This is a genomic window from Corynebacterium suicordis DSM 45110 (assembly GCF_015351405.1).
Taxonomy (GTDB): Bacteria; Actinomycetota; Actinomycetes; order Mycobacteriales; family Mycobacteriaceae; genus Corynebacterium; species Corynebacterium suicordis.
In genome coordinates this window covers 223,659-244,680 of the sequence record NZ_JADKMY010000003.1, presented here as the reverse complement: position 1 = coordinate 244,680, position 21,022 = coordinate 223,659, and the positions used below count along the sequence as shown (strand labels likewise).

Below are 21,022 nucleotides of genomic sequence, written 5' to 3'. Positions count from 1 at the left end.
ATCCTTCAGCGCTACATACGTTTAGCGGTAAAGTACTACACATCATGAAAGTAGTACTTCTTTGCTGGCGAGACACCACCCATCCCGAAGGCGGCGGCAGCGAAAGGTACTTGGAAAGAATCGCGCAGTATCTGGCTGAGCAGGGCCATGAAGTTCTCTTCCGCACTGCGAATTATGAAGGTGCCAAGCGGTGGGAGACGGATCGCGCGGAGTGCCCCGGGGTCACCTTTTCCCGCGGTGGCGGCAACCTCACCGTTTACCCACGCGCGTGGCTGGCCCTGTTGGCGGCGCGTTTCGGTAAGGGGCCGCTGCGGGATTTCCGCGATGCGGACGTGGTGGTGGACACCCAGAACGGTGTGCCCTTTTTCGCCTCCCTGTTCACCAGCGCGCCCACGGTGGTTCTCACGCACCATTGCCACCGCGAGCAGTGGTCCGTGGCCGGGCCTTTCCTCTCCCGTTTGGGCTGGTTCATCGAGTCGCGCGTGTCCCCCTGGGTGCACCGCCGGGCGCAGTGGGTGACGGTGAGCGCCCCCTCCGCCGAGGAGCTGGTGGAGCTGGGCGTGGCAAGGGACCAGGTGGAGATCATCCGCAATGGCGTGGACCCCGTGCCCCCGCTTCCTTTTCTTCCCGACGCCAACTCCTCCACCATCCGCCTCGTAGCCCTTTCCCGCTTGGTTCCGCACAAGCAGCTGGAGCACGCGATGTATGCGGTATCAGCCCTGTGTAATCGCCACCCAAAGCTGCGACTGGACATCATCGGCGATGGCTGGTGGGCGAAAAAACTGCGGGAATACGCCCATGAGCTGGGAGTGGAGGGGTTGGTGACCTTCCATGGGCATGTCTCGGAAAGTAAGAAGCACCGCGTCTTGGCAGGCGCGGATGTGCACGTGATGCCTTCCCGTAAGGAAGGCTGGGGCCTGGCAGTGGTGGAATCCGCGCAGCACGGTGTGCCCACCGTGGGTTATAGCAGCTCGGCGGGGCTGCGGGACTCGGTGATTGATGGCACCACGGGGCTTCTCGCGGGTAGTGAAGGTGGCTTCATCAACGCGGTGGAGTGGATGCTGGATAACCCTGAGGAGCGAGTGCGGATGGGCAAGGCTGCCCAGGAGCGCGCACAGCAGTTCAGCTGGGAAGCTACTGGTCGGAAATGGGAGCAGATTCTGCGGGGTCTGGCTGGGAAGTGATCCCCAGCGGATTGCGCCACAGAACGTAACGCCACATGCTCAACAGGAGCCCCAGGCCCAGCACCAGCCAGTACAGGACGATGCCCACGTAAAGGGGAACATGGGTTTTCTCCGGCGGGAGTGGGTGAGGTTTGTTCACCGCGTAGAGCTCCAGCCCGCTGCCACTGACAACCACCTTGTGTGCGCTGAGCATCCTATCCATCTCGGCGGTGTCCACGGAGGATCCGAAGGAGTTGCGATCCACCAGTACCCAGCCCACTCCGCTGTCCGCGAGGCGGTCTTCCCCCAGCATGGTCTGCTGCAGCAGACGCACAATCTTGAGGTTGCCATCCACCACGTGACCATCCACGATGAGGAACCCGGGATCAATGGGGTGGCCGGGCAGCAGTTTGAGCGCGGGGTCCACCACGGGGATGCCATCGTGCATCCGATAGTTACCGGGAGGCAGCAGCAGGACAGAGCAGTTGTGTGACTGGGAGACTTCGTTGATGATCTGGGTCCACTCTGGGGCCAGTGGACGCGGCTGCAGCGGGCTCAGCTCGCTGGGCAGCAGCGGTACGGTGCCGATGATCATGGCACCAGCGAGCACACTGAGAACGGCCCGAGCGACGACGGATTGCCATCGCTCCGAGACACCGATCAGTGCACTGGCCAGCATCAATACCATTCCCGGCATGGCCAGCGCCACGTATTTCTGGGAATCCCGCAGAAGCCCCGCCCCTGGGATGTGCTCGCCCATCCAGCCCAGGAGCAGCACCCCGGGGTCGGTGGAGAACAAGAATGGGAGGGCAATCGCCAGGAAGCTCAAGCCCACGAGGCGCAGAGCGATGTGGTGGAGCGTGGCTTCCCGCCGTTCAGAAACTCGTAATGCAGAGGCCCGCGTCGCACTGGAACCCACTGCCATTCCGATACGAGCCGCATCGATGTGACCCGCTCCCGGCCGGACAGCCTGCGGGTTCTGGAACAAACGCCACGCGCCGAAGGCCATGAAGAAGAACAGCACAATGCTGAGCAGGGAAGATAACAGCGTGCGTGAATCCGGCACCACCTCGGCGTTCCATATCCCGCCGAGTCCGACCAGTGCCCCCAGGGTGCCCACGCCGGGTTCCGCTCGCGGCGCGAAGAGCTGGGCGGACAGCGCATCGGTGGATACCTGCGGATTATGGAATAGCGTCACCAACACCCACGGCGCGCTGAGCAGCACGAGCGCCAGCAGGGTGAGGAGCAGAAACTTCAGAGAACGTGCGCAGATCAAGGCCACTACCGCGCCGAAGATCCAGCCGGTCGGGGTGATGGCGCACACCCCCAGGAGGAACAACGTCCAGCCAATATGCCGATACATGCTGGCATAAGCAAGGGCAGGCAGCAGCCACATTGCTATAACCACGCTCCACTGTCCCTGCAGCAAACGCTCCACAGTGAATGGGTTCCATATCACCAGCAGCGAGACCACCAGCTGCACTGGCAGGCTCGCACCCAGCAGGCGCCTGGCCAACCAGCCGGAATAGAGCACGCCGATGATGCAGCACGCAATGACGACCGCCGCCACCACCCACACCGTGGAGAGCGGGGGAAGGAAGATGGACAGCAGGGTGTCCTGCGGGATCGCTCGCGGCGCTCCATCAGCGTGCCCCAGGCTGAGCTCATTGAGGGGCATGTCCGCTGGCACCATCATGTCCCGCACCATGAAGGCATAGCCCTCAGAGGGGCTGGCAAGCGCCTTCCAGAACGGCCACGCGGAGACAGCTGAAATGAATACCGCCCAGAGGGGTAGGGCGGCTCGGGTAAGGCGCGAGTGTGGCGTCGACAAGGAAAGCACCTGACCATCATAGAGGGAGCATGAGACACAAAAAACCCGACCTGAAGGGCCGGGTTTCTGCTTACTGCGGGTGGTGAACTATGGGCGACGGTACAACAGGAATCCGAGGATGAGGAAGATCACGCCGACGATGCCGAGGATCCATGGAACCACGGTGCCCATGGTGTGAATGGACTTCAGGCCTTCCTTGGCCTTCTCCATCTGTCCATCCTTTGCGGACTGGTTCCACTTCGCTGGGAAGTAGGTCGCGGTGCGCTCAGGGTTGGCCATCTCTTCCTTGCGGTTTTCCGGCTGCGCAATCTCGTTGGCTTCTTCCTGATCCTGCGCGTAGTACATCCAGATTTCCTCGTGACCATCCACGATTACGCCGGTGTCTGGCTGCACGAAGATGTTGCGGTTCACGGTGTAGAAGCGGGACATCTCTACATCGGGAAGGGTCTCTTCTTCGCCTTCAGGCTTGTTCTCATCCTTCTTCTCTGCGGCTGGAGCATTGCGGATCTCGTCCTTGCTCAGGCCCCACTGCTCGGCGGGGAACTTCAGGCGCAGGGAAGCCAGGGAGGCTTCATCGCTCTTGCTCAGCTCGCCATCGGCCTCCAACATGTTGCGCAGGTTGGGGTAGACCTCGGTGGGCTCAACGGTCTGCTTGAAGTGGTAGACCTCTTCGCCGTCCATCTCGATCTGCTCTACGAAGTCGATATCCTTGGTGGTCAGAACATGGTTATCGAAGTATGGGTAGGACTTGCGATCCGTGCCCATGGGGAACTGGTACTGGATACCAGGGCGGGTGAATGGCTCGTTGGCGGAGGTGAAGCTCTCGCCTGGGGTGTTGGACTGCTCAGTGGCACCTTCAGAACCAGGCATGGTGGGCTGCAGGTCCAGGGTGGAGACAGCCTCATCGATTGGCATCTGGGTTTCGCGATCCAGGGTGATGCGATCAATGGTGGCGCTCAGCAGGTTGCGGGGTTCATCGCGGTCCGTGCGGAACAGCGTGTTACCCACTTCGAGGGTCACCTGCTTGTCGTCGGAAGGCTCCTGAGCCACGGTGAAGCGCTGGGACTGCAGTGGGGTGCCGGTGCCGATGAAGCAGCTGATCTGTGGCTTATCGCCACGACATTCAGCCTTGTTGGCGTGCTCTGGCAGCACCTTGTTTGCGCCCAAGGCCGCGGAATCCAGCAGGTTGCTCTCAATGGGATCCGTGCCCGTGGTGGAGACCGCGTTGAGGGGCAGCACCTTTCCCTTAGGAACCACGTAGGTGGGCAATGCTATCGCGAGAACCAGGGCGGCTGCGCCCAAGACGATAAGCACGAAGGAGAAAAACTTCTTCATAAATTAATCCTGACCTTTAAAAGAAATGTTCCGCAACATGTACAGCAATTGCACAGGCGATTGTTATTACTTTAACGGATAAAACCATTTTAGTAGGCAAAACTACGATTTTCCGTTTTGCGGCGTGTTTCCGCTGGCTCGAGGGTTAAGATGGGCGCTAATCATCATGCAAAAATCCTCTCAATCCTTCCTCCCCGCGCTCGAGGGGCTTCGTGCTGTCGCGTGCTGTGGCATCATCATCACCCACGTGGCCTTCCAAACTGGCGCAGACACGGGATCTCTGTTCAATCGCATGATGGCGCGCACGGACTTCTTTGTCCCCGTCTTCTTTGCGCTCTCCGGCTTCCTTTTGTGGCGGCGGCACCGGGCAGACTTTTCGTGGAATCTTTTCGACGCCACCGCTGCCTCCACCCTTCTCGGCTACTACGTGAAGCGGATCGGGCGCATCATGCCCGCCTATCTGGTCACGGTGTTATTGGTTCTGCTGATATTCCCCGTCTCTGCGGGTGCGGGGTGGAAGGCGATTCTGGGGAACATTTTCCTGGTGCAGATCTACATCGAAGGCGGCCTGCTGGGCGGCCTGACACACTTGTGGTCCTTGGCCGTGGAGATGGCCTTCTACATCGTGCTGCCGCTCATCGCCATGCTGTTCGGAAAAGCATCCTGGCGGGTACGGATGTTCTGCATCCTGGGGATCGCCTTGATCTCTTATGGGTGGGCGTTCATTCCTGCGTTCACCGAAGCACTCCAGCCAGGAGCTTTGAACCCGCACATCATGCCTCCCGCTTTCGCGGCGTGGTTTGCCGTGGGATTCCTCTCCGCTGAACTCGAGGGGCAGGTGGGCCCGCGCGTGCAACGGTGGCTCACCACATACCGCGGGGTGTTTTGGCTCTGCGCGCTGGCTTTGCTGGCGATTGCGGGTAGTGATGGGCCAGAGGGTTTGACCCACGCGGAACCCGCGGAGTTCGCTCGCCGTACCTTGTATGGCACCTTGTTTGCCGCGGCGCTGATCATGCCTTATGCGCTGGGCGGCAGGTCAAAGTGGTTGGAGAGCACCTGGATGCAGGCGTTGGGACGGTGGAGTTACAGTATCTTCCTCTGGCACATGGCCATGCTCTCGCTGGTGTTCCCACTGCTGGGCATCGGGCTTTTTCAGGGCCACACGCTACTGGTACTCGTGGCCACATTCCTACTCACCGTGCCGGTGGCCGCGCTGAACTTCGCTCTCGTGGAGGAACCCGCGCGCCGAGCAATCAACACGTGGTGGCGAACTCAACGGGAGAACCGTGCCGCAATGACCGCGACCAAGGACACCAGCAAAGCCACTGTGACCAGCCAATAATCACCCGCGTAACTCTCGCTGCCCCAAGGGTGGCGGGCCGCCAGGATGATGGCCACGGCGAATCCACCGAGGAATGCCCCGCGCGTCACCTTGTACGAGGTGCTGCCGTTGAAGATCCCGCTGAGTCTCGCCTCGGTGCGTTCGCTCTCTGGCTCGGTATCGGTTTCGATCCCGTTTTCGGGTCGCTCGATGCGCTCATTCGAGAGGCGCCCGCGGTACTTCCACCAACCCCACAGCGTGGCTGCCACCAGCAACAATGCCAGGATTAGACCGACGATGAGCCAGCCCTGATAGAACGTGGTGGCAGCAAAACTCATCGCGAAGGTGCCACTAGCGCCGGCTGGAATGATCCAACCCTGCTGCCATCCATTGACCGTGATGGGCTGCAGCGTGAGCTCCCCCTCGGAGCTGCGCAACGTGCCCACGCGACCGGGATTGGAATCGCTGGGGGAGAAAATGATGCGCTCTTCGGCGGAGGCCTCGACGTTGTAGCCTTCACCACCGTTCTCCTCGTTCTTGGCGAGGGATTCTGCAGCCGGGGTTTTCTGAATAGCCTCCGCTAGCAGCGGTTCAGCAGCACTGAGGGCCACCCACCTGGCGTCGGAAGAAATGGTGTGTTCACCGGGAGCCAGGGTGATGGTCTCACCGCACGAGTGCTCCTCTTCATCCACGTGGACGGTCGATGGGGAATCGGCGCAATCGGGAGTGTTGATCAACACGTTGGTGCGCCCCTGTGCGTCCACGGCCATGCCACCGGTGCGCTCGGGGACGGTGAATGTGCGACGCATTGTCCCCTCGGGAATCTCCTGGCCAAAGACCCAGCGATTGATCGCGCTGGGGTTGTCCGCGGCTGGCTCCGGAACGGTGATATTGCGCTGGGGAGTGAGATCAGCGCCGGTGCGGCCGTCGATGAGCTTGACCTCTGAAATGCCGAAATCACCGAAGGAACTCAACACCGTGATGCGCACTGCATTGGCCTTGCCGACTGGCAGGGAAACCGCTGCGGTGGTGCCCGCATTGGGGATCACGGTGGTGGAGGTGCGGACGGCCTCTTGGGTGTCCTCTTCCACGCGGGGATCGGAATCGCCCTCCCGGAACAGGGAGCTGACCTGGATGCGGGCGGGAGAGCCCTGGGTGGTGAACTCCAGCTTCAGGCGGTCTTTCCAGGCGGGAATGCGCAGCTCCATCCATTGCCCGGAGGACACGCCATCGGCGGGGCGCCATGCGGTGCTGGTTTGTCCATCCACCGCGGCATTGAGGCCGCTGATGGTTTGCGCGCCCGTGAAGTTGGTGGGATCCGCAGCGGAACTGCTGGCAATGATGCTGCCCGTCGTGGCAACCCGCGTGTAGCTGTTGGGATCGTTCGGCGCGGGGAGCGCGGGATAATCACGGACGCGGTTGAGCACGTTGGTGTGATCATCCGGGGCCATGATCTCTGAATTGGCGTCCACCACGTTGCCATAGTTGTGATCCCGCAGCGCTGGGGTGTCCGTGACGGTCTGCACGTCTGCGGAACCGCTGGCCAGCAGGCGGGTGCGCGGCATGGTGTTTCTGCCGAGGGCAGCATCGGCCTCCGCGAGGCGCGGCAGAACTTCTGGCCCTGCGGCGATGATCTCCGCATCCTGGCGATCCACCATTCGCACGTCGCCAGCGGTTGCATCCTGGGCATTGGAATTCTGGGCATTAGAATTTTGGGCGGTGGAATCCTGGGCCGCGAGTTGAGGTGGCTCCACACGAAAGATCGTGATGGCATCCGGGGAACCGGCTGATCCATCGCCGCCATCACCTTGGCCGAACGTTGCTGCCTGGGTGAAGCCGGGGGAGCTCTTTATCGTGCGCAGTGTGTTCTTTGCACCTGGGGTGTTGGCAGCTTGCGTGAGATCCGTGCGCACCAGAATCTGTCCGATGCCTTGGTTCCACAGCGTCGCAGCCAACGTGGGGATGGATTCTCCGGACTCCAGCGCTGCCTGCGTGCCATCCAGCGCGCGGATAGCGGAGGGTTGCACCAGGGGAATGGAATCACGGACAACCCATGGCACATCCAGCAGTGGCTGGGCGGGTTCATCGCGGGTATTTCCCCAGGTCTGCCGCGCAAACCGAGCCTCTGGGAGGATGAGAGTGCGGGCTACCTCATGGTTGCTTTGATGCACCCCATCGGCATTGTGATTGAGCCACTGCGCGGCCTCTTGCCAATATTCCGGAACAGCCTTGTATCCATCAGCCGGAGCGATGCGACCAGACCACGCGGTGGCGGTAACCAACACCACCAATAAACCAGTGGCAATTCCCTGCACCACGTGAAGATTTTTTTCTGGGTGCTTCCACTCAGCCCATCCCTGGCGGGATAGTCCCGGCCAGCGGATGCCCCGCAGAGCATGGGCCACCCCGGCAACCAGTGCCAAGCGGACCAGCGGGTCAAATTTGTGCAGGTTGCGCAGGGGAGCGCCGGAGGTGTCCAGGAAATGCCGGTAGGCGCTGCTCAGCGGGGAGAATGGATCCACCGCGAGCGTCATGATCAAGATGCCCGCCAACAGGATGCTCAACCAGCGCCAGCCAAAAGGCATGCTGCGCTGCATGATTCCCCATAGGCCCACCAATGCCACCACGAGCGTGGCCACGATGAATACGGGTTCCGTGGCTTGCGCGAATCCGCCCGCACGCTCCGAGGAGAGGAACGGGGTCCAGCTGGTGGTGCCGCGCAGCACCTCCATGAGATTCAACCAGCGGGTGGTGAGGCCGGAGGATTCGATGAAATCCGTGAATGGCGGTGAGTAGTGGCCTAGGATGAGAAGCGGTCCCACCCACCAGAAACATGCGGCGATGCCCGCGGGGATCCACCATAGACCGAAGTAAAGCGCCTGTTTGCGGTGCTTCCTATTGAGTAGTGAAGCCCCCCACCACATCACCGCCGGGATGATGACCGCCACGGTGGCCACAGCATTCACCGCGCCCAGCAGCAGCACGGCGAGGGCAGAGTTCAGCGCCATGAGGCGGGTGTATTTCCGGGATGTTGAGGTGGTGGCACACACCACGGGGAGGAGCACCCAGGGTGCCAGTGCTACTACCCAGGCTTCGGAACTGATGGCACCCAGGGTGGCCAGGATGCGCGGGGACAGCGCGTAGAGAATCGCCGCGATCACCCGGGAGCTGCGGGTTCCCACCCCAGCGCGCTCCAGAAGCTTGAAAGTCCCGGCAAAGGCGATGAAGAGCAGCAGCCCCCACCACAGCCGTTGGGTTATCCAATCGGGCAGCCAAGAGAGCAGGCCGAAAAATAAACCATGTGGGAAAAGGTAGCCATAGGCCTGATTTTGCAGCTGGCCCAAGGGGAAGATGTTGGTCCAGGGAGTCAGCGCCTGCGCCAAAAAGCCCCACGGGTCTGCTGTGAGATCGTGCTTGGTATCAGCAACAACCAGACCGGGGGCTTGGAGAAAAGCGAGTGCTAGCCACGCGAGGAGACTAATTAGCCACGCGCGGGAAGAAAGACGAGTAACGGTTCTCGCCTAACCTTCAATACGGCCACCGTATTGCACGGAGCCGAGGAAAGCGTTATCCCGGTTCACCGCGATTTCCTCTGCAGAAGGCAGCACGGAGTTATCAGCCATTGCGCCAGCGCCGAGGGCTGCAGCGCCGCCGAGAATCACGCCAACTACAACAGCGGCAATTGCTGGGCCTACAGAGCGCTTGCGCTGGTACTCGTTCTCAAAAGACATGTGCCAATTCCTTTACCTACATAAATGTGCAGAGCTTAATTGTGAAGCTGAAGCAATCCAGTTCAAACCAAGAAGTTCAAAAGCCCCTGCGATGATTGCTGATGCTATCCGACTTGCTGGGCAGATGTATAGATTCACACTCGGCCGTTTCAGATGGCAGCAGTGGTCGTGCTCCACATCATTAATGGTGACTCTACCAAAAAGGTTTAGGTACAAAGCAATTTTGACGCGCTAATCCGATAGTTTCTCCAGCGGCGCAGTTCTCTGGGCTTTCCCGGGGCCATCCGGAGCACTATTCGGCTGCGTGTCTGCGCAGTGGTTAGGTTAGTAGTATGCGTCGCCGATTAGCTCTCCTTTCCGTACTGGTGTTGGCTGGATGTTCCACCGCCACAGATGAAGCGGACACCACCCAGCCGTCTCAAACCACCACCCACACCACTTCGGAAACCCCGCCTCCCACTGCTCAGGGATTCTCCGAGCATCCGTCAATCGCGGAATGCCAGCGAGTTGAGGCAGCAGTAGCCCAGGATTGCATCCGCGCCATCCCCGCCGAAGAGCTGGCGGGTGCCTTGCTGGCCGTAGGAGTCACGGATTATGAGCAGGCCGAGCGAGCCGTGGACTTGGGCGTGCGGCATTTATTCATGGGCACCGGAGCTGACTTCTCCATACTTAATGGGCAGGGCGATCCATCCCGTTCCCTGGCCTCTCTTCAGGAGCGCGCCGGGGGAGACCTGGTCATTTCCGTGGATGAAGAGGGCGGCTTGGTGCAGCGTTTGAGCGGAGTTGTGGGAGAGTTGGCGTCGGCTAAAGAAATGGCCCAGAACAACACCCCGGAACAGGTGCGCGGGATGATGTTCGAACATGGGAAAAAGATGCGTGACCTGGGGATCACCATGGACTTCGCGCCAGTGCTGGATCTGGCTGGTGGGGAGAATGTGGAGGATAATGCCATCGGCTCGCGCTCGTTTAGCGATGATCCCGCGGTGGTTTCCCAGTACGCCACCGCTTATGCGCAGGGGCTGCTGGACGCGGGGATTACGCCCGTGATGAAACACTTCCCCGGCCACGGCCACGCGCAGGGCGATTCTCACATGGGCACCGTCACCACCCCACCCCTGGATCAACTGGATCAGCAGGACATGGTGCCTTTCGCGCAGCTCGCGAACATGCCGGGGATGGCGGCGATGGTAGGCCACATGCAGACGCCAGGCATTGACGGCCAAGGCGCAATCGGCGCGGAGCTTCCTGCTTCACTGAACCCGGCTGTCTATCAGCTCCTGCGTGCCGGCGGTTACTCCCAGGGCGCGGTGGCTGGTGGGGCAAAGCCCCTGGCAGGACCGATTTTCACCGACGATCTCACCGGCATGAAGGCCGTGACGAACTTGCATCCGGGACCCGACGCCGCCGTCGCCTCCCTTGAGGCCGGCGCAGACCAAGCGCTGACAGCTGCCGGGAGTATCCGAGTGGAAGATACGGTGGCTGCGGTTCGCAAGGCTATCGAAGAGGGCCGGATCTCCAGCGAGCATGTGCACGATGCGGTGATCCGCGCGGCGCTGTAGTTCTTGCGCACTCTGCTTTGTGCACACTGTTTTCTGCACTCTGGGGAAATTCCCAGCCCACGGCACTGACACGTTAGACTGTACGGAGACAAATGCAGGCACAGGCACTGCATGTGATGCAGTCGAGTGTGAAGCAGGAGACTTTCGTGAGCAAGCGAGCGAAGCGTGGGCGCCGGGCGCGTCGGAGAGTGCCCGTGTGGGCATGGATTCTCATCGCTATCGTCGGCATCTCCGGCATATTGTATGGCGTAGATATGGTGATGTCGGAAGGCCGCGTGCCGCGGGGAACTTCCGTGGGTGGAGTGGCCATCGGGGGGATGACCGAAGAGCAAGCTGAGCAGCGCTTGCGGCTGGATCTGGGCGATAAAGTCCGCGAACCGGTGATCGTGAACGCCGGAAATATGTCCACCCAAATGGATCCCGGTCAGTCCGGACTGCAGGTGAACTGGGGAGCCACCGTGGATCAGGCAGGTCAGCAACCGCTGAACCCCATCACCCGCATCCAGAGTTTCTTCCAGGAACGCGAAGTGGGCATCATCTCTGCGGTGGCGGATGATCCTTTCAACCGCACCATGGATCGGCTGTCCCGCGAACTGACCCGCCAGCCGGAGAACGCTGGTCTCTCCATCGATGATTTCGGTGCAGCCAACGTCAAGGACGATGTGCCGGGTCAGACCATTGAGCCTTCCCAGCTGCGCGAGCTGGTGCTCAGCGATTGGTTGAACACCACCCGCACAGTCAATGGCGAGGCCACGGTGACCGAGGCGAAGATCTCCGCCGAAGATGCCCGCGAGCTGGAGCGCGATGTAATCAAGCCGGCCACCTCAGCGCCCATCAACTTCTTCGGCCGCAATGATGTCAAGGGAGTCATCCAGCCTTCTGACATGGGTCGGATCCTGACTTTCGTGCCAGATGTTTCCGGCAACCAGAAGCCGGAAGATGCCGAGGCTCTGCGGCCCAACTGGAACAACGAGGCTGCCCAGCAGATCCTCGCTGAGCAGCTGAACTCCACCGAGAAGGAGTTCCGCAACGCTTCCTTCACCACCTCTGGCGGTTCACTTGGAGTGGTACCTCACCAGGACGGCGTGATTATCCAATGGGATAAGACCCTCGGCAGCATCGAGGAAAAAGCCATGGATGAAAAGAAGCGCGATTGGCAGGTGGTCTACGAGGACAAGCCTGCGGAATACACCACCGAAGAAGCAGAAAAGGCTTCCTTCGATGAAGTGATGGGCGAATTCACCACCGGTGGTTTCTCCGGAGCTTCCGGCACGAACATCAGCCGCACCGCCAGCATGGTCGACGGCGCAATCGTCCTTCCGGGCGAGACCTTCAGCCTGAACGGACACACCGGACCCCGCGGAACTGCGCAGGGCTTTGTGGAATCGGGCATCATCATCGATGGTCGCGCATCAGAGGCCGTGGGCGGTGGCATCAGCCAGTTCGCCACCACGCTGTATAACGCCTCCTACTTCGCGGGCATGGAGGACGTGGCCCACACGCCACACTCCTACTACATCAGCCGCTACCCAGCCGGGCGCGAGGCAACCGTCTACGAAGGCGCGATTGACCTGCAGTTCAGGAACACTTTCGATGTCCCAGTGCGGATTGAGAGCTTTGTCAGCGGCGATTCCGTGACCGTGCGGATCAAGGGACAAAAGCAGGTGGACGTGCAATCCATTTCTGGCCCACGCACCAATCCGACTCAGCCGGAGAAGCGCACCGTGGACAAGAATGATCACTGCTCTCCTTCTTCTGGAGCTCCCGGATTTACCACCACAGACACCCGCGTGATCCGGGACCTGAGCGGCAAGGAGCTCTCTCGCGAGACGCAAACCACCGTGTACGATCCCCAGCCGATCGTGACCTGTAGCTAGTCAGAGTTACCACCCGGCTAGCCCCGCCAGCGTAGGTCAGCGTTGGTCTAGGCGGGGAAAAGAAGACATAAGAAAAGGCTCCCTCGTGCGAAACGAGGGAGCCTTTTCGCAAGAGACCATGAGGTCATCTTCAGCGTGAAGCTAGGGGCGGGAAGCCCGATAGCGTTACTTAGATGATGATGCCGCGGTTCTTCAGCTCGTTGGCGATGCCAATGCCGATGCCGGTGATGGTGCCGGTGATGGTGCCGATAACAGCAGCGATGGTGCCGAACTTGAAGATTGCAGCCCAAGCAGGCTGGTTCTCTGTCTGGGTGGATCCGAAGATGTCCTCACCGGACACTGCCTGATCGGCGCCGAGTACGTTGCCGATCTTCCACAGCAGGTTGGAGGAGCCGGTAGCGGTGTTGTCGCTGTCTTCGGTGGAAGACAGGGCAGTGGAGCCTGCTGGCTCTTCTGCTGGGGTCTGTGCACCTGCGACTGCGGTGCCGGACAAGGTGAGTGCGGAAGCGGTGGCCAGAGCCAGAGCGCCCTTGCGGAAGTTGTTCATGAAAGTATTCCTTCTTTGTTTGGGTGAAACGGGGGACGGTTTGGGTGAAACGGGGGACGCTGAGTTAATTACTGAGCGAGGAAGTTGGCGTAGATGAAGTTCGCGATTGGGGCGATGACCAGGCCGAAGATAGAAGCGGTTACTGCAGCAATGCCGGTGCCGTACAGAACCTGGCTCCAGATTGGGGCGTTTTCGAACTCGGACTTGTCAGAGCCGAAGATGTCGCGTGGGTTGAGTTCCTGATCGAACTCGAGAGCGTCGCCGAGGGAACCGGCAGAAGAACCGGTTTCAGAGAGGTTGACGTTCGACTCGTTGTTGGGAAGAACGTCTCCCTCTTGGGCGCCAGCGACGGTCATTCCGCCGAGGGTGAGGGTGGTTGCGGTGGCGATTGCCAGTGCAGAGTTGCGTAGGTTGCGCATCTTGTAAAGCCTTCCGTGAAGTTGTGAATATTGAACCCCGGTGTGGAGGATCTTTCGATCTGTCTCACATGTGGATAACCGGAGCGTTACAGCAAATTGACAGGTAGAAAGCCTGCAAATTGTTCAACAAGACTGAGGATTGCCTGCGGCTAGGAGCCCAAAATCGGCGATTCTTGCACGTAAAAACATTATTATTAAGCTTGTGTTCACCGAATGTATTCTTTCGTGTCACTGAAAGTTTGTGAGTTTCTTAAATGATTCATAGCGGAAACTAACGTTGATATTTTGCTTAACGAATGCAAATATTTACCAGTAAAAGTCGGTGTCAATCAACATTTTTGCGTCATTTGCCGCACAACTGCTGCTCCGAAATGCCCGGGTTTGCACAATGATCTGAGGAACTACACCGGTGTAAGTCCCCAAAACAGCAGTCACGCTCCCTTAACCCCCTCTCAGGTCTAAGAAAACGCTCAGGTTCCGTTCGGAAGCCGGAAAAAGACCAGCGGAGCGCACGGAAATTGTTTGCAAATTACCCCATAACGGGGTTGTCACATTTCGCTGCATGAGACAGTAAGTCCATCCGCGCGGGGGAAGAACGTGATGAATGCTGCTGGGGAGCGATCTTGCCGTAAACGGCCAGCCTCGCGGTATCGTAGTTATCGTGCTTCTTTCAGATCGAGACCTCACTGCCGCCATCGATTCCCAGAGCTTGATTCTGGATCCATTCGATCCCGCGATGATCCAACCCTCCAGCATTGATGTACGACTGGACGGGCTCTTTCGAGTCTTCAACAACTCCAAGTACACGCACATCGATCCCAAGCTCCCGCAGGAAGAGCTCACCACGCTCGTAGAGGTGAAAGGGGAGGAGCCTTTCATCCTCCACCCTGGGGAGTTTGTCCTTGGTTCCACGTTGGAACATTTCACCATCCCTGCAGATTTGGCTGGTCGTCTGGAAGGTAAATCCTCGCTCGGCCGCCTCGGTCTGGTTACTCACTCCACCGCAGGTTTCATCGACCCAGGCTTCCAGGGCCACATCACCCTCGAGCTTTCCAACGCGGCTAACCTGCCAATCGCGCTGTATCCAGGCATGAAGGTGGGCCAGTTGGCACTTTTCCGGATGACCAGCCCCGCAGAAAACCCATATGGCTCCGGCTCGCTGGGCTCCAAGTACCAGGGACAGCGCGGCCCTACCGCTTCCAAGGCGTATCTGAATTTTCATAAGTAGGCACCTTTTCTCTTCGCTTGACGTAGGCTCAAACGGTCAATTATTTGGCGCACGGAACATCCTCTCCACCCTTCAAAGGGGCCCTTTGTGATCACTTTCCAAAACGTCAGCGTTCAATTCCCCGGTGCCAGCGGCCGCGCGGTCGATGATTTCAGCCTGGTTGCTCCCACCGGCAAGACCACTGTCTTCCTCGGGAGTTCGGGTTGCGGCAAGACCACCTTGATTCGTTGCGTGAACCGCATGGTTCAACCCACCGGTGGGCAAGTGCTTATCGACGACAAGGATGTCTCCAACCGCCCTCCCATTCAGCTGCGCCGTTCCATCGGTTACGTGCTGCAGGACGCGGGCCTCTTGCCCCACCGTTCAGTGGGGGACAACATCGGCACCGTGCTGCGCCTGAACGGGGTTTCCAAGGCCGAGGCTGCGGAGCGGGCACATGACACCGCCCTGCAGGTCGGCCTCACCAGCGAACAGCTGGACCGCTTCCCCCACGAGCTCTCCGGTGGTCAGCAGCAGCGCGCCGGAGTGGCTCGCGCACTGGCCAGTGATCCCAACATTCTCTTGATGGATGAGCCTTTTGGCGCGGTGGATCCCATCGTGCGCCGCGGTCTGCAGGAGCTGATGCTGGAGCTGCAGGAACGCCTCAACAAGACCATCATCCTGGTGACCCACGACGTGCGCGAAGCCTTCACCCTCGGCGATAACGTGGTGCTCCTGCAAGAAGGAGCGCACATCGCGCAGCAGGGTCCGCCGGAGGAGATCGCCACCGCGCCCGCCAATGACTTCGTGCGCAGTTTCATCGGGGTGGATGACAACAGCTACCGCGTGAAGCACATCAATGGCCGCGATGTTGTGGTGGACCAATTCGGCGCGGTTATCGGCCCCTTGGACCAGGCATGAACTGGATAGGCAGTAACTGGGAACAACTGTTTTCCCTCGCGTGGTCGCACCTTGGCCTGGCATTGCCGCCGATCATCCTGAGTTTCCTGCTCTCGTTGCCTTTGGGCTGGGCGGCCTACCGCATGAGTGCGCAGCATCGTTCACGTCGATTTTTCGACGGCGGCGCGATCATCGTGGGGCTCACCAGCATCCTTTACGCCATCCCTTCCTTGGCACTCTTTCTCCTGTTGCCGGTGATCTTCGATTCCCCGATCCTCAGCCCCTTCAACGTGATCTCCGCGCTGCTTCTGTATGGAATTGCGCTGCAGACTCGTGTGGTTGCGGAATCTTTCACCGCGGCGTCGGACATTCAATCAGCTGCCGTGGGAGCGTCCAGCGCGCTGGGGTATTCGGAAGGGCAGCGCATCCTCCAAGTAGAGTTACCGCTGGCCGGACCGGGTATTTTGGCCGGGATGCGCGTGGTGAGTGCGTCCACCATCAGCATGGTGAGTGTGGGCGCGCTGATCGGGGTGAGCAGCCTGGGTGATCTGATCACGCAGGGCTTCTTGAGAAATTATCCGGAGCAGATCATCGTGGGCACGCTGGCGATCATCGTCCTCGCGCTCGTGATGGATGCGCTATTGGTGCTGCTGGGGCGTCTCATCATGCCGTGGCAGAAGGTTCTGCAGGAGGCTGGTCATGCTTAGCGAATTTTTCAATGCGATGGTCTGGCAGCGGATCGAGGAGCACCTGTGGCTCTCGCTGCTCGGGTTGATCCCGGCGATCCTCATTGCCGTGCCGGCTGGCCTTTACATTGGGCACACCGGTCGTGGACGTGGCGTGGCTGTGGCTCTCTCTGGTGGTTTGCGAGCTATCCCATCGCTCGGTCTGTTGACTGTGTTGGCGTTGTTCCTGCCCGGAGGGGCAGTGGAGCGCGCCTGGTTGCCTTCCACGATCGTGCTGGTGATCCTCGCTATTCCACCGATCCTGGCGGCCGCCTACGCGGGTGTGCAGCAGATCAAGCCCAGCGTGATCGATGGCGCACGGGCCACCGGACACTCGGAAATGCAGATTCTGCGTTCCGTGGAAATCCCTCTGGCTTTGCCGCAGATTCTCGATGGTATCCGCTCTGCTGCAGCTCAGGTGGTGGCCACGGCCACGCTGTGTGCCTACATCGGCACGGGTGGTTTGGGCCGCTACCTGATCGATGGCCTCGCGCAGCGCGATACGCAGATGATGGTGGTGGGCGTGGTCTGGGTGATCGTGCTGGTGCTGGTTCTTGAAGCCCTGCGCATCCTGCCGCCGCACCCACCCAAGGAATCCACGCCTCGGGCAGCAGTGACTGCGGATGATAAGCAATGGCTGCCTGCGGCGGTCGCAGTAGTCAGCGCCGTGGCTGTGCTGGCCCTGGTGGCTGGCGGAACGGTGTTCGGCGGAGCCCGCAACGATGACATCGTGCGCGTGGGCTCCGCGAACTTCCCGGAAAGTGAGATCATCGCGCAGATCTACGTTCAGGCCTTGGAAGAAGAGGGAATCGACGCCGAACTAGTGCCGGGAATCGGCGCCCGCGATGCGTATCTCTCCGCGCTGGAAAACGGCGAGATCAGTGTGGTTCCGGAATACGTGGGTAACCTAACGCAGTTCTACGCGGATTCCCCCGGTGCGCCGAAGGTAGATCTGGAGCCAGGCACCACCTCCGAGGATGCCGCGCAGGCACTGGAGAAGGTGCTCCCGGAGGGCTTGAAGCAAGGAGAACTCGCGGAGGCAGAGAGCAAGGACAGCTACCGGGTGATGCCGGAAGTAGCTGAACGCTATGGCTTGAAGGAACTTGGAGATTTGCCGGGGCTGGTGGAGCAAAAGGGCGGTAACCTGCGCCTCGGAGCCACTCCAGAAGTGGAGACGCGCACCTATGGCCCTCCCGGGCTCAACAAGGTGTACGGGGTTCCGGCTGACCGCATTGAGGTGGTGCCGATCAGCGATGGCGGCGGTCCACTGACGGTGCAAGCACTGCTGGATGGTTCCGTGGATATCGCGGATATCTACACCACCACGCCAGTGCTGGGCCCAGATGGGCAAGAGGTAGAGGTGGTGGAACTGGCAGATCCTGAGCTGCTTATCCTGCCGCAGAACGTGCTGCCCATCTTCCGCGAGGAAGGTATGAGCGATGAGGCGCGCCAAGTGCTGGAGAAGGTGCAAGCCGCGCTGACCACAGAGGCGCTCAAGCAGATGAACTTGCGCAATTCCGGAGCGGAGAAAGCCGACAGTCTGAAGATCGCTAAGGATTGGCTGCAGGAGAACAACATCTAGCGTGGTTGCTTGGGTGTAAGTGAGGGTCTCTTCGTGGGTGCTCCCGGTGCAAGGCACGGGGGCACTCGTCACGGGGCAAAAGCCAATGATTTACCTCCGTTTCACCGGCAATTCACCTGCCGCCAGTAGCGTGGTCTCTTATGCGTATGACTGTGTTTGGCACGGGATACCTAGGCGCAACCCACGCCGCCTGCATGGCGGAGTTGGGGCATGACGTTCTAGGTGTGGACGTGGATGAGGCAAAGATCAAGTCCCTGACCGAAGGAAAGGTGCCGTTCTTTGAACCGGGCCTCCCGGAGCTGTTGCAGAGGAATCTGGACAGCGGAAGGTTGAGGTTCACCACGGACTATGAAGAGGCCGCGAAGTTCGCGAATCTCCACTTCATCGGAGTGGGAACCCCGCAGAAAAAGGGCTCTTATGCTGCGGATACCACATATGTTCGGGCGGTCATCGAATCTTTGGCTCCGCTGATCGAGGGCGATCACGTGGTGCTCGGAAAGTCCACGGTTCCCGTGGGCACTGCCGCTTTGCTGCAGACCCTGGCAGATGAAACCGTGCATGAAGGTGCGTCCATCGAGGTGGCGTGGAACCCAGAGTTCCTCCGCGAAGGCCACGCGGTGAAGGACACACTGCGTCCGGATCGCATCGTCCTAGGCGTGCGCGAAGGCGAAAGCACCGCAGAAGCAGTAGCTCGCGAGGTGTACGCGGACGCGCTGGAGCATGAAACTCCGTTCCTGGTGGTGGATCTGCCCACTGCAGAGCTGGTGAAAGTATCCGCAAACGCATTCCTGGCCACCAAGATCAGCTTCATCAACGCAGTCAGCGAAGTCTGCGAGACCGTGGGTGCGGATGTGACCGCTCTGGCAGATGCCATCGGCCACGATGATCGCATCGGCCGCAAATTCCTGGGCGCTGGCCTGGGATTCGGCGGCGGTTGTCTCCCGAAGGACATCCGCGCATTCATGGCTCGTGCGGGTGAGCTGGGCGCGGATCAAGCAATGTCCTTCCTGCGGGAAGTGGATGCTATCAACATGCGGCGTCGGGAAAAGATGGTTGAGGTGACCCGCCAGGAACTCGGCGGCTCGCTGCTGGGACGCAACGTGACCGTGCTGGGTGCGGCGTTCAAGCCGAACAGCGACGACGTACGCGATTCCCCAGCACTCAACGTTGCGGGCTCGCTGTCCCTGGCCGGTGCGCAGGTCACGGTGTTTGACCCGGAGGCGATGGAGAACGCCAAGCGGATGTTCCCCACGCTGATCTACGCCGCCGATGCGCAAGATGCCCTGGAAGGCGCCGAGGTTGTACTGGTGGCCACCGAGTGGCAGGAGTTCCAGGAGCTGGATCCGGAATGGGTCCGCGACCTCGTGGCGGTTCCGCAGGAAGGCGGAAAGCCCGTGGTGATTGACGGCCGCAACTGTCTGAATACCGAGGCATGGCAGGCAGCGGGCTGGAAGGTCCGCGCGCTGGGCCGCGGCTAACTACCGAGCCCAGCTAACCGCTGAGCCGCGACCAGCCGACCCGAGCCAGCTACTGCTTGTAGCTGGCCAAGAAGTTGCCCAAGCGCTCAATAGCGCGCTCGAGGTCACGAGCCCACGGCAGTGTCACCACGCGGAAGTGATCCGGGGTAGGCCAGTTGAAGCCGGTTCCCTGCACCAGTTGGATCTTCTCCGCGCGCAGCAGGTCAAACATGAGCTTTTCATCGTCATGGATCTCATGCACGTTCGGATCCAACTTTGGGAATGCGTACAGCGCACCCATGGGCTTCACGCAGCTCACACCGGGGATCTCGTTGAGCTTCTCCCACGTCACGTTGCGCTGCTCCAGCAGTCGGCCGTTGGGCAGCACCAGATCATTGATGGACTGACGGCCCGTAATTGCCACCTGGATGGCATGCTGTGCGGGCACGTTCGGGCACAGACGAGTGCTGGCCAACAGGGTGAGGCCCTCAATCAACCCAGCCGCGTGATCCTTCGGCCCGGTGATCACCATCCAGCCCGCGCGATACCCAGCCACGCGGTATGCCTTGGACAAACCGTTATAGGTGATGCACAGCAGGTCAGGGCACAATTCGGCCATGGAGATGTGCTTGGCGTCGTCATAAAGGATCTTGTCGTAGATCTCATCAGCCAGGATCAACAGGGAGTTCTCCCGGGCGATGTCCACAATCTGCTGCAGGATCTGGCGCGAGTACACGGCACCCGTGGGGTTATTCGGGTTGATCACCACGATTGCTTTGGTCCGCTCGGTGATCTTGGCGCGAATATCCTCGATGGAGGGGTTCCAGTCATCCTCTTCATCGCAGAGGTAATGCACGGGCTTGCCGCCAGCCAGCGAGGTAGCAGCAGTCCACAGTGGGTAATCCGGGGAGGGGATCAGCACCTCATCACCGTCGTTGAGCAAGGCCTGGGTGGTCATGGTGATCAACTCGGAGACACCATTGCCCAAGAAGACGTCTTCCACGTCGAACTCTGGGAAGCCCGGAATCACTTCATAGCGGGAGCAGATTGCCCGGCGTGCACTAATAATGCCCTTGGACGTGGAGTAACCCTGCGCATAAGGCAGCGCGGAAATCATGTCTCGCATGATCACATCGGGCGCCTCGAAGCCGAAAACTGCCGGGTTGCCGGTGTTCAGCTTGAGGATGCGGTGGCCATCCGCCTCCATGCGCTCCGCTTCCGTATTAACGGGTCCGCGGATTTCATAAAGGACGTTCTGCAGCTTGGTCGACTGATCAAGCGTGCGCAGCTCACTGGGTCGGAGGGGTCTACTCATTCTGTCTACTCTGCCAGTTGAGCAGGGCAATAGCCATATCCGCAGCGGGTTTT

At 60.3% G+C, this 21,022-nt stretch carries 16 protein-coding genes; 9 read left to right on the top strand and 7 right to left on the bottom strand.

The window, feature by feature from the left end:
* Positions 1-44 precede the first annotated feature (44 nt).
* Positions 45-1,184, top strand: a complete 1,140-nt coding sequence (locus IRY30_RS09510; protein ID WP_194557183.1) for a glycosyltransferase family 4 protein — start codon at positions 45-47, stop codon at positions 1,182-1,184.
* Here the strand turns inward: IRY30_RS09510 and IRY30_RS09505 are convergent.
* Together IRY30_RS09505 and IRY30_RS09500 are read right to left on the bottom strand one after the other, a co-directional pair.
* Positions 1,135-2,859, bottom strand: a complete 1,725-nt coding sequence (locus IRY30_RS09505) for a hypothetical protein (RefSeq protein WP_228503373.1) — start codon at positions 2,857-2,859, stop codon at positions 1,135-1,137. The genes IRY30_RS09510 and IRY30_RS09505 overlap by 50 nt on opposite strands.
* Positions 2,860-3,081: 222 nt before the next feature.
* Positions 3,082-4,329 carry a DUF3068 domain-containing protein gene (locus IRY30_RS09500; protein WP_194557181.1) on the bottom strand — a complete coding sequence of 416 codons (1,248 nt, stop codon included), beginning with the start codon at positions 4,327-4,329 and terminating at the stop codon, positions 3,082-3,084.
* 166 nt (positions 4,330-4,495) lie between these two features.
* Here IRY30_RS09500 and IRY30_RS09495 point away from each other — a divergent pair, with 166 nt between their 5' ends.
* The gene (locus tag IRY30_RS09495) at positions 4,496-5,671 is read left to right on the top strand and encodes an acyltransferase family protein (protein ID WP_194557180.1); all 1,176 of its coding nucleotides are present in this window, start codon (positions 4,496-4,498) and stop codon (positions 5,669-5,671) included.
* Here IRY30_RS09495 and IRY30_RS09490 read toward each other — a convergent pair.
* Complete coding sequence (locus tag IRY30_RS09490; RefSeq protein ID WP_228503454.1) at positions 5,602-9,084, bottom strand: DUF3367 domain-containing protein; 3,483 nt, start codon at positions 9,082-9,084, stop codon at positions 5,602-5,604. The genes IRY30_RS09495 and IRY30_RS09490 overlap by 70 nt on opposite strands.
* A gap of 87 nt (positions 9,085-9,171) precedes the next feature.
* Positions 9,172-9,381 carry a DUF2613 domain-containing protein gene (locus IRY30_RS09485; RefSeq protein ID WP_194557179.1) on the bottom strand — a complete coding sequence of 70 codons (210 nt, stop codon included), beginning with the start codon at positions 9,379-9,381 and terminating at the stop codon, positions 9,172-9,174.
* Between the two features lie 332 nt (positions 9,382-9,713).
* On the opposite strand from IRY30_RS09485, the gene IRY30_RS09480 reads away from it, so the two are divergent.
* Both IRY30_RS09480 and IRY30_RS09475 read left to right on the top strand, forming a co-directional pair.
* The gene (locus IRY30_RS09480; protein WP_194557178.1) at positions 9,714-10,940 is read left to right on the top strand and encodes a glycoside hydrolase family 3 N-terminal domain-containing protein; all 1,227 of its coding nucleotides are present in this window, start codon (positions 9,714-9,716) and stop codon (positions 10,938-10,940) included.
* A 92-nt stretch (positions 10,941-11,032) separates the two neighbouring features.
* Positions 11,033-12,817, top strand: a complete 1,785-nt coding sequence (locus tag IRY30_RS09475; RefSeq protein WP_228503370.1) for a VanW family protein — start codon at positions 11,033-11,035, stop codon at positions 12,815-12,817.
* A gap of 169 nt (positions 12,818-12,986) precedes the next feature.
* Here IRY30_RS09475 and IRY30_RS09470 read toward each other — a convergent pair whose 3' ends face one another.
* A complete protein-coding gene (locus tag IRY30_RS09470; RefSeq protein WP_194557267.1) occupies positions 12,987-13,364 on the bottom strand; it encodes a hypothetical protein in 378 nt (125 codons plus the stop codon).
* A 68-nt stretch (positions 13,365-13,432) separates the two neighbouring features.
* Entirely contained in the window at positions 13,433-13,783 is a 351-nt protein-coding gene (locus IRY30_RS09465) for a hypothetical protein (RefSeq protein ID WP_194557177.1), read from the bottom strand.
* A 661-nt stretch (positions 13,784-14,444) separates the two neighbouring features.
* Between IRY30_RS09465 and dcd the strand changes: the two genes are divergently transcribed.
* The 5 genes from dcd (at position 14,445) to IRY30_RS09440 (ending at position 19,675) form a co-directional block, all read left to right on the top strand.
* Entirely contained in the window at positions 14,445-15,011 is a 567-nt protein-coding gene (gene dcd, locus IRY30_RS09460; protein ID WP_194557176.1) for a dCTP deaminase, read from the top strand.
* A gap of 87 nt (positions 15,012-15,098) precedes the next feature.
* Positions 15,099-15,911, top strand: coding sequence for an ABC transporter ATP-binding protein (locus tag IRY30_RS09455; protein ID WP_194557175.1), 813 nt, complete (start codon positions 15,099-15,101; stop codon positions 15,909-15,911).
* Positions 15,908-16,597 carry an ABC transporter permease gene (locus IRY30_RS09450; RefSeq protein ID WP_194557174.1) on the top strand — a complete coding sequence of 230 codons (690 nt, stop codon included), beginning with the start codon at positions 15,908-15,910 and terminating at the stop codon, positions 16,595-16,597. The genes IRY30_RS09455 and IRY30_RS09450 overlap by 4 nt, the downstream gene beginning before the upstream one ends.
* Positions 16,590-18,197 carry a glycine betaine ABC transporter substrate-binding protein gene (locus tag IRY30_RS09445; protein WP_194557173.1) on the top strand — a complete coding sequence of 536 codons (1,608 nt, stop codon included), beginning with the start codon at positions 16,590-16,592 and terminating at the stop codon, positions 18,195-18,197. The genes IRY30_RS09450 and IRY30_RS09445 overlap by 8 nt, the downstream gene beginning before the upstream one ends.
* A 140-nt stretch (positions 18,198-18,337) precedes the next feature.
* Entirely contained in the window at positions 18,338-19,675 is a 1,338-nt protein-coding gene (locus tag IRY30_RS09440; protein WP_194557172.1) for a UDP-glucose dehydrogenase family protein, read from the top strand.
* A gap of 49 nt (positions 19,676-19,724) precedes the next feature.
* On the opposite strand, the gene IRY30_RS09435 is transcribed toward IRY30_RS09440, so the two are convergent.
* Positions 19,725-20,969: a pyridoxal phosphate-dependent aminotransferase gene (locus tag IRY30_RS09435; protein ID WP_288814723.1), complete on the bottom strand. Its 1,245-nt coding sequence runs from the start codon at positions 20,967-20,969 to the stop codon at positions 19,725-19,727.
* Between the last annotated feature and the right edge of the window lie 53 nt (positions 20,970-21,022).

Coding starts and splice junctions, on each gene's coding strand:
- IRY30_RS09510 (WP_194557183.1), top strand. CDS start 45: ATGAAAGTAGTACTTCTTTGCTGGCGAGACACCACCCATCCCGAAGGC.
- IRY30_RS09505 (WP_228503373.1), bottom strand. CDS start 2,859: ATGATGGTGCCAGCGGACATGCCCCTCAATGAGCTCAGCCTGGGGCAC.
- IRY30_RS09500 (WP_194557181.1), bottom strand. CDS start 4,329: ATGAAGAAGTTTTTCTCCTTCGTGCTTATCGTCTTGGGCGCAGCCGCC.
- IRY30_RS09495 (WP_194557180.1), top strand. CDS start 4,496: ATGCAAAAATCCTCTCAATCCTTCCTCCCCGCGCTCGAGGGGCTTCGT.
- IRY30_RS09485 (WP_194557179.1), bottom strand. CDS start 9,381: ATGTCTTTTGAGAACGAGTACCAGCGCAAGCGCTCTGTAGGCCCAGCA.
- IRY30_RS09480 (WP_194557178.1), top strand. CDS start 9,714: ATGCGTCGCCGATTAGCTCTCCTTTCCGTACTGGTGTTGGCTGGATGT.
- IRY30_RS09475 (WP_228503370.1), top strand. CDS start 11,033: ATGCAGGCACAGGCACTGCATGTGATGCAGTCGAGTGTGAAGCAGGAG.
- IRY30_RS09470 (WP_194557267.1), bottom strand. CDS start 13,364: ATGAACAACTTCCGCAAGGGCGCTCTGGCTCTGGCCACCGCTTCCGCA.
- IRY30_RS09465 (WP_194557177.1), bottom strand. CDS start 13,783: ATGCGCAACCTACGCAACTCTGCACTGGCAATCGCCACCGCAACCACC.
- IRY30_RS09450 (WP_194557174.1), top strand. CDS start 15,908: ATGAACTGGATAGGCAGTAACTGGGAACAACTGTTTTCCCTCGCGTGG.
- IRY30_RS09445 (WP_194557173.1), top strand. CDS start 16,590: ATGCTTAGCGAATTTTTCAATGCGATGGTCTGGCAGCGGATCGAGGAG.
- IRY30_RS09440 (WP_194557172.1), top strand. CDS start 18,338: ATGCGTATGACTGTGTTTGGCACGGGATACCTAGGCGCAACCCACGCC.
- IRY30_RS09435 (WP_288814723.1), bottom strand. CDS start 20,969: ATGAGTAGACCCCTCCGACCCAGTGAGCTGCGCACGCTTGATCAGTCG.